This window comes from Pseudomonas sp. 05L36, from assembly GCF_056398125.1.
This window is the reverse complement of sequence record NZ_JBFTOU010000008.1, coordinates 56,562-71,468: the sequence shown is the minus strand read 5'-3', so window position 1 is coordinate 71,468 and position 14,907 is coordinate 56,562. Positions and strand designations below refer to the sequence as shown.

Annotated in this window: 10 protein-coding genes; 8 read left to right on the top strand and 2 right to left on the bottom strand. The window is 59.9% G+C overall.

Features of this window, described 5'->3' with window-relative positions; translation table 11 throughout:
* A complete protein-coding gene (gene ubiG, locus AC1DKH_RS11205; protein WP_046042598.1) occupies positions 1–699 on the bottom strand; it encodes a bifunctional 2-polyprenyl-6-hydroxyphenol methylase/3-demethylubiquinol 3-O-methyltransferase UbiG in 699 nt (232 codons plus the stop codon).
* 57 nt (positions 700–756) lie between these two features.
* Complete coding sequence (locus AC1DKH_RS11200) at positions 757–2,091, bottom strand: TRZ/ATZ family hydrolase (protein WP_477759898.1); 1,335 nt, start codon at positions 2,089–2,091, stop codon at positions 757–759.
* A 108-nt stretch (positions 2,092–2,199) separates the two neighbouring features.
* Here AC1DKH_RS11200 and mtnA point away from each other — a divergent pair, with 108 nt between their 5' ends.
* From mtnA to rpsA, 8 genes are all read left to right on the top strand, one after another.
* The gene (gene mtnA / locus AC1DKH_RS11195; protein ID WP_477764752.1) at positions 2,200–3,276 is read left to right on the top strand and encodes an S-methyl-5-thioribose-1-phosphate isomerase; all 1,077 of its coding nucleotides are present in this window, start codon (positions 2,200–2,202) and stop codon (positions 3,274–3,276) included.
* A 424-nt stretch (positions 3,277–3,700) separates the two neighbouring features.
* Entirely contained in the window at positions 3,701–6,355 is a 2,655-nt protein-coding gene (gene gyrA, locus AC1DKH_RS11190) for a DNA gyrase subunit A (protein ID WP_056727165.1), read from the top strand.
* Between the two features lie 230 nt (positions 6,356–6,585).
* Positions 6,586–7,671 (top strand): 3-phosphoserine/phosphohydroxythreonine transaminase, encoded by a 1,086-nt coding sequence (gene serC / locus AC1DKH_RS11185; RefSeq protein WP_477798182.1) that lies wholly within the window; start codon positions 6,586–6,588, stop codon positions 7,669–7,671.
* The gene (gene pheA / locus AC1DKH_RS11180) at positions 7,671–8,765 is read left to right on the top strand and encodes a prephenate dehydratase (RefSeq protein ID WP_477759896.1); all 1,095 of its coding nucleotides are present in this window, start codon (positions 7,671–7,673) and stop codon (positions 8,763–8,765) included. Before serC ends, pheA begins: the two co-directional genes overlap by 1 nt.
* A 13-nt stretch (positions 8,766–8,778) precedes the next feature.
* The gene (gene hisC / locus AC1DKH_RS11175; protein ID WP_477798181.1) at positions 8,779–9,891 is read left to right on the top strand and encodes a histidinol-phosphate transaminase; all 1,113 of its coding nucleotides are present in this window, start codon (positions 8,779–8,781) and stop codon (positions 9,889–9,891) included.
* Positions 9,892–9,919: 28 nt separating this feature from the next.
* Positions 9,920–12,127, top strand: coding sequence for a bifunctional prephenate dehydrogenase/3-phosphoshikimate 1-carboxyvinyltransferase (locus AC1DKH_RS11170; RefSeq protein ID WP_477798268.1), 2,208 nt, complete (start codon positions 9,920–9,922; stop codon positions 12,125–12,127).
* Complete coding sequence (gene cmk, locus AC1DKH_RS11165) at positions 12,124–12,813, top strand: (d)CMP kinase (protein WP_477798180.1); 690 nt, start codon at positions 12,124–12,126, stop codon at positions 12,811–12,813. Before AC1DKH_RS11170 ends, cmk begins: the two co-directional genes overlap by 4 nt.
* Before the next feature lie 120 nt (positions 12,814–12,933).
* Positions 12,934–14,625, top strand: a complete 1,692-nt coding sequence (gene rpsA / locus AC1DKH_RS11160; protein ID WP_007973639.1) for a 30S ribosomal protein S1 — start codon at positions 12,934–12,936, stop codon at positions 14,623–14,625.
* Positions 14,626–14,907: the final 282 nt, after the last annotated feature.

Genomic DNA, 14,907 nt, shown 5'->3' with positions numbered 1-14,907 from the left:
TTACTCCTCGCGCAGGGTCTGGATCATGTAGTTGACGTCCACGTCGGCCGCCAGTTTGTAGTGCTTGGTCAGCGGGTTGTAGGTCAGGCCGATGATGTCCTTGACGGTCAGGCCGGCCATGCGGCTCCAGGCGCCGAGTTCGGAAGGGCGGATGAATTTCTTGAAGTCGTGGGTGCCGCGCGGCAGCAGCTTCATGATGTATTCGGCGCCGACGATGGCGAACAGGTACGCCTTCGGGTTGCGGTTGATGGTGGAGAAGAACACCTGGCCGCCGGGCTTGACCATGCGGAAGCAGGCGCGGATGACCGACGACGGGTCCGGCACGTGCTCAAGCATTTCAAGGCAGGTGACCACGTCGAACTGCTCCGGCATTTCCTCGGCCAGGGCTTCGGCGGTGATCTGTCGGTACTCGACGCTCACGCCCGACTCCAGCTGATGCAACTGGGCAACCGCCAACGGCGCTTCGCCCATGTCGATACCCATCACGGTCGCACCGCGTTGGGCCATGGCTTCGCTGAGGATGCCGCCGCCGCAACCGACGTCGAGGACTTTTTTACCGGCCAGGTTGACCCGCTCGTCAATCCAGTTGACCCGCAGCGGGTTGATGTCGTGCAGCGGTTTGAATTCGCTTTCGCGGTCCCACCAGCGATGAGCCAGGGCCTCGAATTTGGCGATTTCGGCGTAGTCGACGTTGCTCATGGTCTAGTCCTCTAAAACTTGAAAAATCCTGTTGCCCCGGATTGCGTTCCAGGGTGCTTACGATTCGGTGCGGCCGCTGATGCGCTGGCCCCAGGCCCTCGCGACAGCGCCAAGCTGTTGTTCATCCAGGCGTGTCAGGCGACGGTCGTCGAGCAACTGCTTGCCGGCAACCCAAAGGTGTTTCACGCAGTCGCGGCCGGTGGCATATATAAGCTGCGAAACCGGTTCGTAGACCGGTTGCTGGGCCAGGCCGGAGAGGTCGAAAGCCACCATGTCCGCGGCCTTGCCGATTTCCAGCGAACCGACTTCGGCCTCGATACCCAGTGCCCGGGCGCCATTGAGGGTGGCCATGCGCAAGGCACGATGGGCATCCAGCGCGGTGGCCGAGCCGGCGACAGCCTTGGCCAGCAGGGCCGCGGTGCGGGTTTCGCCGAGCAGGTCCAGGTCATTGTTGCTGGCCGCGCCATCGGTGCCGACCGCAACATTGACCCCGGCCTGCCACAAACGCTCGACCGGGCAGAACCCGCTGGCCAGCTTCAGGTTCGACTCCGGGCAATGAATCACATTGCTGTTGCTTTCTACCAGCAGCGCCAGGTCTTCTTCGCTGATCTGGGTCATGTGAACCGCCTGGAAGCGCGGCCCCAGCAAACCCAGGCGCGCCAGTCGGGCCAGTGGTCGTTCACCGCGCTGCTCGACCGATTGTTGTACTTCGAAGGCGGTTTCATGCACGTGCATGTGGATCGAAGCGTCCAGTTCCTCGGCGATCATCCGGATTTTTTCCAGGTTTTCGTCGCCTACGGTGTAGGGTGCATGGGGGCCGAAGGTGATTTTGATGCGTTCGTGGTGCTTGAGATCGCCAAACAGTTCAACGCCCTGACGAATGGCTTCGTCCGCCGTGGCGGCCCCCGGAATCGGGAAGTCGAGGATCGGAATCGCGATTTGCGCGCGAATGCCGCTGTTGTGCACGCGCTCGCTGGCAACCTTCGGGAAGAAGTACATGTCAGAGAAACAGGTGATGCCGCCTTTGATTTGCTCGGCGATGGCAAGGTCGGTACCGTCGCGCACGAAAGCTTCATCGACCCATTTGGCCTCGGCGGGCCAGATATGGTTTTCCAGCCAGGTCATCAATGGCAGATCATCGGCCAGGCCACGGAACAGCGTCATCGCCGCGTGCCCGTGGGCATTGATCAGGCCGGGGCTGAGCAGCATGTCGGGCAATTCGCGGGTTTCGGTTGCGTTAAGCTTCAGCGCGGCGGAACGTGGGCCGATAAACACGATGCGTCCATCACGGATGCCCACGCCATGTTCCTTGAGGACAACACCAGCGGGTTCGACGGGTACCAGCCAGGTCGGCAGCAATAACAGGTCGAGCGCAGCGGCAGTGTTCGGCATCGAGGGTCGGTTCCAGTGCTTTTGTATAGGATTGCGAAGTATACCCGAGCGTCTTCGCGGGGGGATCGCTATAATCGGCGGCTTTTGTTCATGAGTGCGGGGTGAGGGATGCGCGATCGACTGTTGGCTGCGGAAAAGGTAAAGGCCATCGATTGGCGTGATGGCGCTCTCCATCTGCTGGATCAGCGTATTTTGCCGTTCGAGGAAACCTGGATTGCCTACACCAGCGCTGCTGGCGTGGCCGAGGCCATTCGCTCGATGGTGGTGCGTGGCGCGCCGGCCATCGGCATTAGCGCAGCCTATGGCATCGTACTGGCGGCCCGCGCCCGGATTGCCGAAGGTGGCGACTGGTACGCTGCGCTGGAAGAGGATTTCATGCTGTTGGCCGATTCCCGTCCTACTGCGGTCAACCTGTTCTGGGCGCTGGGGCGCATGCACGACCGGCTTGATCGCCTGAAGGACAATGCCGATCCGCTGGAGGTGCTGGAGGCCGAGGCCATCGCCATTCATGAAAGTGATCGCGAAGCCAACTTGACCATGGCCCAGCTGGGTGTGGACCTGATCCGCAAGCATCAGGGCAACGCCCAGGCGATCCTCACCCACTGCAACACCGGCGCGCTGGCCACGGGCGGCTTTGGCACCGCACTGGGGGTGATTCGTGGTGCATTCCTCGAAGGTATGGTCGAGCAGGTATATGTCGACGAAACCCGCCCATGGTTGCAGGGCTCGCGGCTGACCGCGTGGGAACTGGCCAATGAAGGCATTCCCGTGACCCTCAATGTCGATTCCGCCGCGGCGCATATCATGAAGACCAAAGGCCCCACCTGGGTCATCGTCGGCGCTGACCGGATCACCGCCAATGGCGATGTGGCCAACAAGATCGGCACCTATCAGCTGGCCGTCAACGCCATGCACCACGGCGTGCGCTTCATGGTGGTGGCGCCGAGTTCGACCATCGACATGAACCTGGCCAGTGGCGATGACATTCCGATTGAAGAGCGTGATGGTCGCGAGTTGCTGGAGGTCGGTGGCAAGCGCGTCGGCGCCGACGTCAATGCCTTCAACCCGGTGTTCGACGTGACGCCGGCGGATCTGATCGATGCGATCGTCACCGAAAAAGGCATCGTCGAGCGCCCGGATACCGCGAAGATGGCGCAGTTGATGTGCCGCAAACGTCTGCATTAAATCATTCGGGTTGCACGAAATCCCTGTAGGAGCTGCCGAAGGCTGCGATCTTTTGATCTTCCCGGCATAAGTCGGTAACGGTCCCGAAAAGATCGCAGCCTGCGGCAGCTCCTACAGGTCGGTGTTTACAAGTGAAAAATACGGTTGAATGCCGGTTGATCACGGCTCTAAGCCCCTCTCGTCCCCTTCAAGCCTGTCACCGGTCAACTAACTACTCTCCATGCGCGTCTGGGGGATAGGTGCGTGGCGGCTCTTGTGATAACATCCGGCGGTTTCCAAGGTTGCCCCGCGGGGTGATCTTTACTGCGCAGATCCATGGCATAACTCGTTGATTTGTCGTAAGCCAATGCATGGCACTGAGCCTGCAGCGGCGAGCTTCGTTGGTCCTGACGAAGTTTCACCAGAAAAAGGAATCAGGCTTCTCATGGGCGAACTGGCCAAAGAAATCCTCCCGGTCAATATCGAAGACGAGCTGAAGCAGTCCTACCTCGACTACGCGATGAGCGTAATTGTCGGGCGGGCACTGCCGGATGCGCGCGATGGCTTGAAGCCCGTGCACCGGCGCGTGCTGTTCGCGATGAGCGAGCTGGGCAACGACTTCAACAAGCCGTACAAGAAATCTGCCCGTGTTGTCGGTGACGTGATCGGTAAGTATCACCCGCACGGTGATACCGCGGTGTACGACACCATCGTTCGGATGGCACAGCCATTCTCCCTGCGCTACCTGCTGGTAGACGGCCAGGGCAACTTCGGTTCGGTGGACGGCGACAACGCCGCGGCCATGCGATACACCGAAGTGCGCATGACCAAGCTGGCGCACGAGCTGCTGGCTGACCTGCATAAAGAAACCGTGGACTGGGTGCCGAACTACGACGGCACCGAAATGATTCCGGCGGTCATGCCGACCCGTATTCCCAACCTGCTGGTCAACGGCTCCAGCGGTATCGCCGTAGGCATGGCGACCAACATTCCGCCGCACAACCTCGGTGAAGTCATCGACGGTTGCCTGGCGCTCATCGACAACCCTGAGCTGACCGTCGACGAGCTGATGCAATACATCCCCGGTCCGGACTTCCCGACCGCCGCGATCATCAACGGTCGCGCCGGCATCATCGAAGCCTACCGCACCGGTCGCGGGCGCATTTACATGCGCGCCCGCTCGATGATCGAAGACATCGACAAGGTCGGTGGCCGCCAGCAGATCGTCATCACCGAACTCCCTTACCAGCTGAACAAGGCGCGTCTGATCGAGAAGATCGCCGAGCTGGTCAAAGAGAAGAAGCTTGAAGGCATCACCGAACTGCGTGACGAGTCCGACAAGGACGGTATGCGCGTCGTGATCGAGCTGCGTCGCGGCGAAGTGCCTGAGGTCATCCTTAACAACCTCTACGCCCAGACCCAGCTGCAAGCGGTGTTCGGTATCAACATCGTCGCGCTGATCGACGGCCGTCCGCGGATCCTGAACCTCAAGGACCTGCTGGAAGCCTTCGTCCGTCACCGCCGCGAAGTGGTGACCCGTCGTACCGTGTTCGAACTGCGCAAGGCGCGCGAGCGTGGTCATATCCTTGAAGGTCAAGCGGTTGCCCTGTCGAACATCGACCCGGTCATCGCCCTGATCAAGGCGTCGCCAACGCCGTCGGAAGCCAAGGAAGCGCTGATCAGCACGCCTTGGGAATCCTCGGCCGTGGTGGCGATGGTTGAACGTGCCGGCGCCGATTCGTGCCGTCCGGAAAACCTCGATCCGCAATACGGTCTGCGCGACGGCAAGTACTTCCTGTCGCCAGAACAGGCGCAAGCCATTCTGGAGCTGCGTCTGCACCGCCTGACCGGTCTGGAACACGAAAAACTGCTGGCCGAGTATCAAGAGATCCTCAACCAGATCGGCGAGCTGATCCGCATCCTCAACAGCGCCACGCGCCTGATGGAAGTGATCCGCGAAGAGCTGGAAGTGATTCGCGCCGAATACGGCGACGTGCGTCGTACTGAAATCCTCGATGCCCGTCTCGACCTGACCCTGGGTGACATGATCCCGGAAGAAGAGCGCGTCGTGACCATTTCCCACGGTGGCTACGCCAAGACCCAGCCGCTGGCTGCGTACCAGGCCCAGCGTCGTGGCGGTAAAGGCAAGTCGGCGACCGGCGTCAAGGATGAGGACTACATCGCTCACCTGCTGGTTGCCAACAGCCACACCACGCTGCTGCTGTTCTCCAGCAAGGGCAAGGTGTACTGGCTGAAAACCTACGAAATCCCTGAAGCGTCACGTGCTGCCCGTGGTCGTCCGCTGGTCAACCTGCTGCCGCTGGATGACGGTGAATACATCACCACCATGCTGCCGGTCGAGGAGTACACCGAAGGTCACTACATCTTCATGGCCACCGCCAACGGCACCGTGAAGAAGACCCCGCTGGAATCCTTCAGCCGTCAACGCAGCGTCGGCCTGATCGCGCTGGAGCTGGACGAAGGCGACGTGCTGATTTCCGCGGCCATCACCGATGGCGAACGCGAAGTGATGCTGTTCTCCGATGGCGGCAAGGTCACCCGTTTCAAGGAATCCGACGTTCGTGCCATGGGCCGTACCGCCCGCGGTGTGCGCGGCATGCGTCTGCCGGAAGGCCAGAAGCTGATTTCCATGCTGATCCCGGAAGAAGGCAGCCAGATCCTCACAGCTTCGGCGCGTGGCTACGGCAAGCGCACGGCGATCACCGAGTTCCCTGAGTACAAGCGTGGCGGCCAGGGCGTTATTGCCATGGTCAGCAACGAGCGTAACGGCCGTCTGGTCGGTGCGGTCCAGGTGCTCGACGGCGAGGAAATCATGCTGATTTCCGACCAGGGCACTCTGGTGCGCACCCGTGTCGACGAAGTGTCCAGCCTGGGTCGTAACACCCAGGGCGTGACCCTGATCAAACTGGCCAACGATGAAACGCTGGTCGGTCTGGAGCGGGTTCAGGAGCCGTCGGAAGTCGAAGGCGAAGAGCTGGAAGGTGAAGAGGGTGAAGGGTTTGTCGGTGAAGTCGTGATCGACGACGTTGCCGAAGACCAGCAACTCGACGCCGCCGCTGACGAAGAACCACAGGAATAAGCGGGTAAGCAGGGGGCGGATGAAAATTCGCCCCCTTGTTGTTTGTCCCTTTGAGTAATTTTGTCCCTTCTGTAGGAGCGAGCTCGCTCGCGATGGACGTTAACGATAACGCGGGAGGCCTGGCATCCCGCGGCGTTCTCGGGTTTTTCGCGAGCAAGCTCGCTCCTACAGGGTGGAGATTGATGTTGCGATTTATTGCGTGATACCACCAAATCAGAGCGAGATTGGATGTGAGCAAGAGAGCCTATAACTTCTGTGCCGGTCCTGCGGCGCTTCCCGAAGCTGTCCTGCAGCGCGCCCAGGGTGAACTCCTCGACTGGCACGGCAAGGGTCTGTCGGTCATGGAAATGAGCCATCGCAGTGATGAGTTCGTGTCCATCGCCACCAAGGCCGAGCAGGATCTGCGTGATCTGCTGAATATCCCCTCGAACTATAAAGTGCTGTTCCTGCAAGGTGGCGCCAGCCAGCAATTTGCTCAGATTCCTCTGAACCTGTTGCCGGAAAACGGCTCTGCCGACTATATCGACACCGGTATCTGGTCGCAGAAAGCCATCGAAGAAGCTTCACGCTTCGGCCGCGTCAACGTTGCCGGCACCGCCAGGCCTTACGACTATTTCGCCATTCCCGGCCAGAACGAGTGGAAGCTGTCGAAAGACGCGGCCTACGTTCACTACGCGCCGAACGAAACCATCGGCGGCCTGGAATTCCAGTGGATTCCGGAAACCGGTGATGTTCCGCTGGTCGCCGACATGTCCTCGGACATCCTGTCGCGCCCGGTGGATGTTTCGCGTTTTGGCATGATTTACGCCGGCGCCCAGAAAAACATCGGTCCGAGCGGTATCGTCGTCAACATCGTTCGCGAAGACCTGCTGGGCAAGGCTCGTTCCCTGTGTCCGACCATGCTCGACTACAAGGTCGCGGCCGATAACGGTTCGATGTACAACACCCCGCCGACCCTGGCCTGGTACTTGTCCGGCCTGGTGTTCGAGTGGCTCAAGGAGCAGGGCGGCGTCGAGGCCATCGGCAAGCTCAACGAAGTCAAGCAGCGCACGCTGTACGGCTTCATCGATGCCAGCGGCCTGTACAGCAACCCGATCAACAAGTCGGACCGCTCGTGGATGAACGTGCCGTTCCGCCTGGCGGATGATCGTCTGGACAAGCCGTTCCTGGCCGGTGCCGACGAGCGTGGTCTGTTGAACCTCAAGGGGCACCGTTCCGTGGGTGGTATGCGCGCCTCCATCTATAACGCCGTCGACATCAACGCCGTCAATGCGCTGATTTCGTACATGGCAGAGTTCGAGAAGGAACACGGCTAATGTCTGAGCAAGAACTCAAGGCACTGCGCCTGCGCATTGATGCCCTGGACGAAAAGGTCCTGGAGCTGATCAGTGAGCGTGCGCGCTGCGCCCAGGAAGTCGCGCGAGTAAAGATGGCCTCGCTGGCCGAAGGCGAAGTGCCGGTGTTCTATCGTCCTGAGCGCGAAGCTCAGGTGCTCAAGCGTGTCATGCAGCGTAACCAGGGGCCGCTGGGCAACGAAGAGATGGCGCGGTTGTTCCGCGAAATCATGTCTTCGTGCCTGGCGCTCGAACAGCCGCTGAAAGTGGCTTATCTCGGCCCTGAAGGTACCTTCACCCAGGCGGCGGCCATGAAGCACTTCGGTCACGCCGTGATCAGCAAGCCGATGGCGGCGATCGACGAAGTGTTCCGTGAAGTGGCGGCCGGTGCGGTGAATTTTGGCGTGGTGCCGGTGGAAAACTCCACCGAAGGCGCGGTCAATCACACCCTCGACAGCTTCCTTGAGCATGACATGGTGATCTGCGGCGAAGTCGAGCTGCGTATCCACCATCACCTGTTGGTCGGTGAAAACACCAAGACCGACAGCATCAGCCGCATCTACTCCCACGCCCAGTCCCTGGCCCAGTGCCGCAAGTGGCTGGACGCCCATTACCCGAATGTCGAGCGCGTGGCGGTGTCCAGCAACGCCGAAGCGGCCAAGCGGGTCAAGGGCGAGTGGAACTCGGCGGCGATTGCCGGCGACATGGCGGCCGGCCTGTATGGCTTGACCCGTCTGGCCGAAAAAATCGAGGACCGTCCGGATAACTCCACGCGCTTCCTCATGATCGGTAATCAGGAAGTGCCGCCGACTGGCGACGACAAGACCTCGATCATCGTTTCGATGAGCAACAAGCCGGGTGCGCTGCACGAGTTGCTGGTGCCGTTCCACGACAATGGCATCGACCTGACGCGAATCGAGACTCGTCCGTCGCGCAGCGGCAAGTGGACCTACGTGTTCTTCATCGACTTCGTTGGCCACCACCGCGACCCGCTGGTCAAAAGTGTGCTGGAAAAGATCAGTCAGGAAGCAGTGGCACTCAAAGTGCTGGGTTCCTACCCGAAAGCAGTTCTGTAAGGGGCGGTAGCAAATGAGTGGCAATTTCCTCGCTCTGGCACAGCCGGGCGTGCAACAACTTTCGCCTTACGTTCCGGGAAAACCCGTGGACGAACTGGCGCGTGAGCTGGATCTCGATCCAGCCAGCATCGTCAAACTGGCGAGCAACGAAAACCCGCTGGGCGCCGGCCCCAAGGCGCTGGCGGCCATCCGCGATGCGCTGGTCGAGCTGACCCGCTATCCGGACGGCAACGGTTTTGCGCTCAAGACCCTGCTGGCCGAGCAGTGCCGTGTCGAGCTCAATCAAGTGACGCTGGGTAATGGCTCCAACGACATTCTTGAGCTGGTGGCGCGCGCCTATCTGGCGCCGGGCCTGAATGCCGTATTCAGCGAGCATGCGTTCGCTGTCTACCCGATTGCCACTCAGGCGGTCGGTGCGCAGGCCAAGGTGGTTCCGGCCAAGGACTGGGGGCATGACCTGCCCGCCATGCTGGCGGCGATCGATGCCAATACCCGTGTGGTCTTTATCGCCAACCCGAACAACCCGACCGGGACCTGGTTCGAAGCCGAGGCGCTGGACGAATTCCTGCAGGATGTTCCGGAGCATGTGCTGGTGGTGCTGGACGAGGCCTACATCGAGTACGCCGAAGGCAGCGATATGCCGGACGGCCTGGACTTCCTGGCGGCTTATCCGAACCTGCTGGTTTCCCGCACCTTCTCCAAGGCCTATGGCCTGGCCGCACTGCGCGTGGGTTATGGCTTGTCCACGGCGGTGGTCGCGGACGTGCTGAACCGTGTACGCCAGCCGTTCAACGTCAACAGCCTGGCTCTGGCTGCGGCCTGTGCAGCGTTGAAGGATGAAGAGTATCTCGCGCAAAGCCGTCAACTCAATGAGGCTGGCATGCTGCAACTGGAGGCGGGTTTCCGTGAATTGGGGTTGAGCTGGATTCCGTCAAGGGGCAACTTCATTTGCGTGGACCTGGGTCAGGTTGCAGCGCCGGTGTTCCAGGGCTTGCTTCGTGAAGGCGTGATCGTGCGTCCGGTAGCGAACTACGGCATGCCGAATCACCTGCGCGTCACGATTGGTCTGCCGGCAGAGAACAGCCGCTTCCTTGAAGCGCTGACCAAGGTTCTGGCTCGTGGTTGATGTCACTGCGCTGCAATCTGCTGAACCTATGATCGGTCGCCTGGTGGTGGTCGGTCTTGGGTTGATCGGCGGTTCGTTTGCCAAGGGTTTGCGTGAGAGCGGCATATGCCGCGAAGTGGTCGGGGTCGATCTCGATCCGCAATCGCGCAAACTCGCGGTCGAATTGGGTGTGGTGGATCGCTGTGAGGAAGACCTGGGCATTGCTTGTCAGGGTGCCGATGTCATTCAACTGGCGGTGCCGATCCTGGCCATGGAAAAAGTGCTCGCGCGTTTGGCGAACATGGATCTGGGGCAAGCGATCCTGACCGATGTCGGCAGCGCCAAAGGCAATGTGGTGCGTGCGGCAACCGAGGCGTTCGGCGGCATGCCGGTGCGGTTCGTGCCGGGCCATCCGATTGCCGGTTCCGAGCAGAGCGGCGTGGAAGCCTCCAACGCCGAGCTGTTTCGTCGTCATAAAGTGATCCTCACGCCGCTGGAGCAAACCGATCCGGCAGCCCTGGCGGTAGTCGACCGTTTGTGGCGCGAATTGGGCGCCGATGTCGAGCACATGCAGGTCGAACGTCACGACGAAGTCTTGGCAGCGACCAGTCATCTGCCGCACTTGCTGGCGTTCGGCTTGGTCGATTCGTTGGCCAAGCGCAATGAAAATCTTGAGATCTTCCGTTACGCTGCGGGCGGTTTCCGCGATTTCACAAGAATCGCCGGAAGCGACCCGGTCATGTGGCACGACATCTTCCTCGCCAACCGCGAAGCTGTCCTGCGCACACTCGATACATTTCGCAGTGACCTCGACGCCTTGCGCGACGCGGTCGATGCAGGGGATGGGCACCAATTGTTGGGCGTATTCACTCGCGCCCGGGTTGCCCGCGAGCATTTCAGTAAAATCCTGGCCCGCAGGGCCTATGTGGACGCTATGAATTCCAATGATCTGATTTTCCTGGCTCAACCTGGTGGCCGCCTGTCCGGTCGGATTCGCGTACCAGGTGACAAATCGATTTCCCACCGTTCGATCATGCTCGGTTCCCTGGCTGAAGGTGTCACCGAAGTCGAAGGTTTCCTCGAGGGCGAAGATGCCCTGGCGACCTTGCAGGCATTCCGTGACATGGGCGTCGTGATCGAAGGTCCGCACCACGGTCGCGTGACCATTCACGGTGTTGGCCTGCATGGCCTGAAGCCGGCACCGGGCCCGATCTATCTGGGCAACTCCGGTACTTCGATGCGTTTGCTGTCCGGCCTGCTGGCCGCGCAGAACTTCGACAGCACCCTGACCGGCGACGCTTCGCTGTCCAAGCGCCCGATGAATCGCGTGGCCAATCCGCTGCGTGAAATGGGCGCCGTGATCGAAACCGCCGCGGAAGGTCGTCCACCGATGACCATCCGTGGTGGCCACAAGCTCAAGGGTCTGACCTACACCATGCCGATGGCCAGTGCCCAGGTTAAGTCCTGCCTGCTGCTGGCCGGTCTGTATGCCGAAGGCAAGACCACGGTTACCGAGCCTGCTCCGACCCGCGACCATACCGAGCGCATGCTGCGTGGCTTCGGCTACCCGGTAACGGTCAGCGGTGCGACCGCATCGGTCGAGTCCGGCAACAAGCTGACCGCGACCCATATTGAAGTCCCAGGTGATATTTCGTCCTCGGCGTTCTTCCTGGTGGCGGCTTCGATCGCCGAAGGTTCGGAGCTGGTGCTGGAACACGTTGGCATCAACCCGACCCGTACCGGTGTGATCGACATCCTGCGCCTGATGGGTGCCGACATCACCCTGGAAAACCAGCGTGAAGTGGGTGGCGAACCGGTAGCTGACTTGCGCGTACGTGCAGCTAAACTCAAAGGTATCGAGATTCCCGAGGCGCTGGTTCCGCTGGCGATCGACGAGTTCCCGGTGCTGTTCGTCGCCGCCGCCTGTGCCGAAGGGCGCACCGTGTTGCGTGGCGCCGAAGAGCTGCGGGTCAAGGAGTCGGATCGTATCCAGGTCATGGTCGATGGCTTGCTGGCGTTGGGCGTCAAGTGCGAGCCGACCCCGGATGGCATCATCATCGACGGCGGCCAGATCGGCGGCGGTGAAGTGCACGGTCATGGTGATCATCGTATCGCCATGGCGTTCAGCGTTGCTTCGCTGCGCGCCAGTGCGCCGATCCGCATTCATGATTGCGCCAACGTCGCGACGTCGTTCCCGAATTTCCTGGCGCTGTGCGCACAGGTCGGTATTCGCGTGGCACAAGAGGCACAGTCGTGATCAGCATTGCACCGGTCATCACCATCGATGGGCCAAGCGGTTCGGGCAAGGGCACGGTCGCCGGGATTCTGGCCAAGCGCCTGGGCTGGAACCTGCTGGACTCCGGTGCGTTGTACCGATTGCTGGCCTTCGCCGCGCATAACCATGGTGTCGACCTGACCAATGAAGAGCTGCTGAAGAAACTCGCCGCTCATCTGGATGTGCAGTTCATCGCGGCGACGGAAGGTCAGTTGCAACGCATCATTCTGGAAGGTGATGAAGTCAGCGATGTCATTCGCACCGAAAGCGTCGGTTCCGGCGCTTCCCAGGTGGCTGCGCTGCCCGCTGTACGCGAGGCGCTGCTGCAGCGCCAGCGAGCCTTTCAGGAGGCGCCGGGCCTTGTGGCGGATGGTCGCGACATGGGCACCGTGGTTTTTCCTGGCGCGCCATTGAAGATTTTTCTGACCGCCAGTGCCGAGGAGCGGGCACGCCGTCGATATTTGCAGTTGAAGGGCAAAGTCGAGGGTGTTAGTCTGTCGAGTCTGCTAGATGAGATACGTGCGCGCGATGAGCGTGACACCCAGCGAGCGGTAGCCCCGCTCAAACCGGCGGCTGACGCCATACAGCTGGATTCCACGGAATTATCCATCGATCAGGTGCTGGAACGCATCATGAGCGAGATCGCCATTCGCGATATCGCCGGGTGACCAAGAGGGCCGCAGGGGACCAGTCATAGTCCTGCGGTGGCTTCTTTTAAATGAAACTAACCCACACCGTCTGGGGTGTGGAGATGGGCGTATTCTTCGCCCTCATCAACAGGAATTAAAATGAGCGAAAGCTTTGCGGAACTCTTTGAAGAAAGCCTAAAAACCCTGAACCTTCAGGCAGGCTCCATCATCACCGGTGTTATCGTTGATATCGATTACCAGGCTCGCTGGGTAACCGTTCACGCTGGCCTGAAGTCTGAAGCACTCATCCCGCTTGAGCAGTTCTACAACGACGCTGGCGAACTGAACATCAACGTCGGTGACGAAGTTCACGTTGCTCTGGACTCGGTTGAAGACGGCTTTGGTGAAACCAAGCTGTCCCGTGAAAAAGCCAAGCGCGCTGAATGCTGGATTGTTCTGGAAGCAGCCTTCGCAGCCGAAGAAGTGGTCAAGGGCGTTATCAACGGTAAGGTTAAAGGCGGCTTCACTGTCGACGTTAACGGCATCCGTGCGTTCCTGCCAGGTTCTCTGGTTGACGTCCGTCCAGTGCGCGACACCACGCACCTGGAAGGCAAAGAGCTGGAATTCAAGGTCATCAAGCTGGACCAGAAGCGCAACAACGTTGTCGTTTCCCGTCGCAGCGTCCTGGAAGCCGAGAACTCCGCCGAGCGCGAAGCTCTGCTGGAATCCCTGCAGGAAGGCCAACAAGTCAAAGGTATCGTCAAGAACCTCACCGATTACGGCGCATTCGTCGATCTGGGTGGCGTCGATGGCCTGCTGCACATTACCGACATGGCCTGGAAGCGTATCAAGCATCCTTCCGAAATCGTCAACGTTGGCGACGAGATCGATGTCAAGGTTCTGAAGTACGATCGCGAGCGCAATCGTGTTTCCCTGGGCCTGAAGCAACTGGGCGAAGATCCATGGGTTGCTATCAAAGCCCGTTACCCAGAAAGCACTCGCGTTACCGCGCGTGTAACCAACCTGACCGACTACGGCTGCTTCGCTGAGCTGGAAGAAGGCGTTGAAGGTCTGGTACACGTTTCCGAAATGGACTGGACCAACAAGAACATCCACCCTTCGAAAGTCGTACAAGTCGGCGACGAAGTGGAAGTCATGGTTCTGGACATCGACGAAGAGCGTCGTCGTATCTCCCTGGGCATCAAGCAGTGCAAATCCAACCCATGGGAAGATTTCTCTGGCCAGTTCAACAAGGGCGATAAAATCTCCGGCACCATCAAGTCGATCACCGATTTCGGTATCTTCATTGGTCTGGACGGCGGCATCGACGGTCTGGTTCACCTGTCCGACATCTCCTGGAACGAAGTGGGCGAAGAAGCCGTTCGCCGCTTCAAGAAGGGCGACGAGCTGGACACCGTTATCCTGTCGGTTGACCCGGAGCGCGAGCGCATCTCCCTGGGTATCAAGCAGCTGGAAAGCGATCCGTTCTCCGAGTACGTTCAAGAGAACGACAAAGGCGCCATCGTTAAAGGCATCGTGAAGGAAGTTGACGCTAAAGGCGCCATCATCACTCTGGCCGACGATATCGAAGCGACTCTGAAAGCCTCTGAAATCAGCCGTGACCGCGTTGAAGACGCGCGCAACGTTCTGAAAGAAGGCGAAGAAGTAGAAGCCAAGATCATCAGCGTTGACCGCAAGAGCCGTGTAATTCAGCTCTCGATCAAGTCGAAAGACGTTGAAGACGAGAAAGAAGCAATCCAGAGCCTGCGCGACAAGCCAGTAGCTACTGACGCTCCTGTGGCCACCACTCTGGGTGACCTGCTGCGTGCACAAATGGAAAAACAGAACTAAGTTCTGGCTTTCTGTAAAAAAGGGCGACTTCGGTCGCCCTTTTTTGTGCCTGGATTTTACCTGGGCTGAACAGAATATTGGCCTGCCGGGGTTTGTTGATGAAATCCAGGGCTCCTCAGGTTGTCTCTTTCTTAGTCGAATCAGTCGTTTATTTGCAGCTAGCCTTATGCCTGAAAGTAAGTGATGGTCAGGTGAGATACCTGGCAGGAGAACGATGGGGTAACTGCTGCACTGTTCAAAATCCTCCGGGTGTGCTGAGGCGCTGTGAAGCGCTGATCTGGT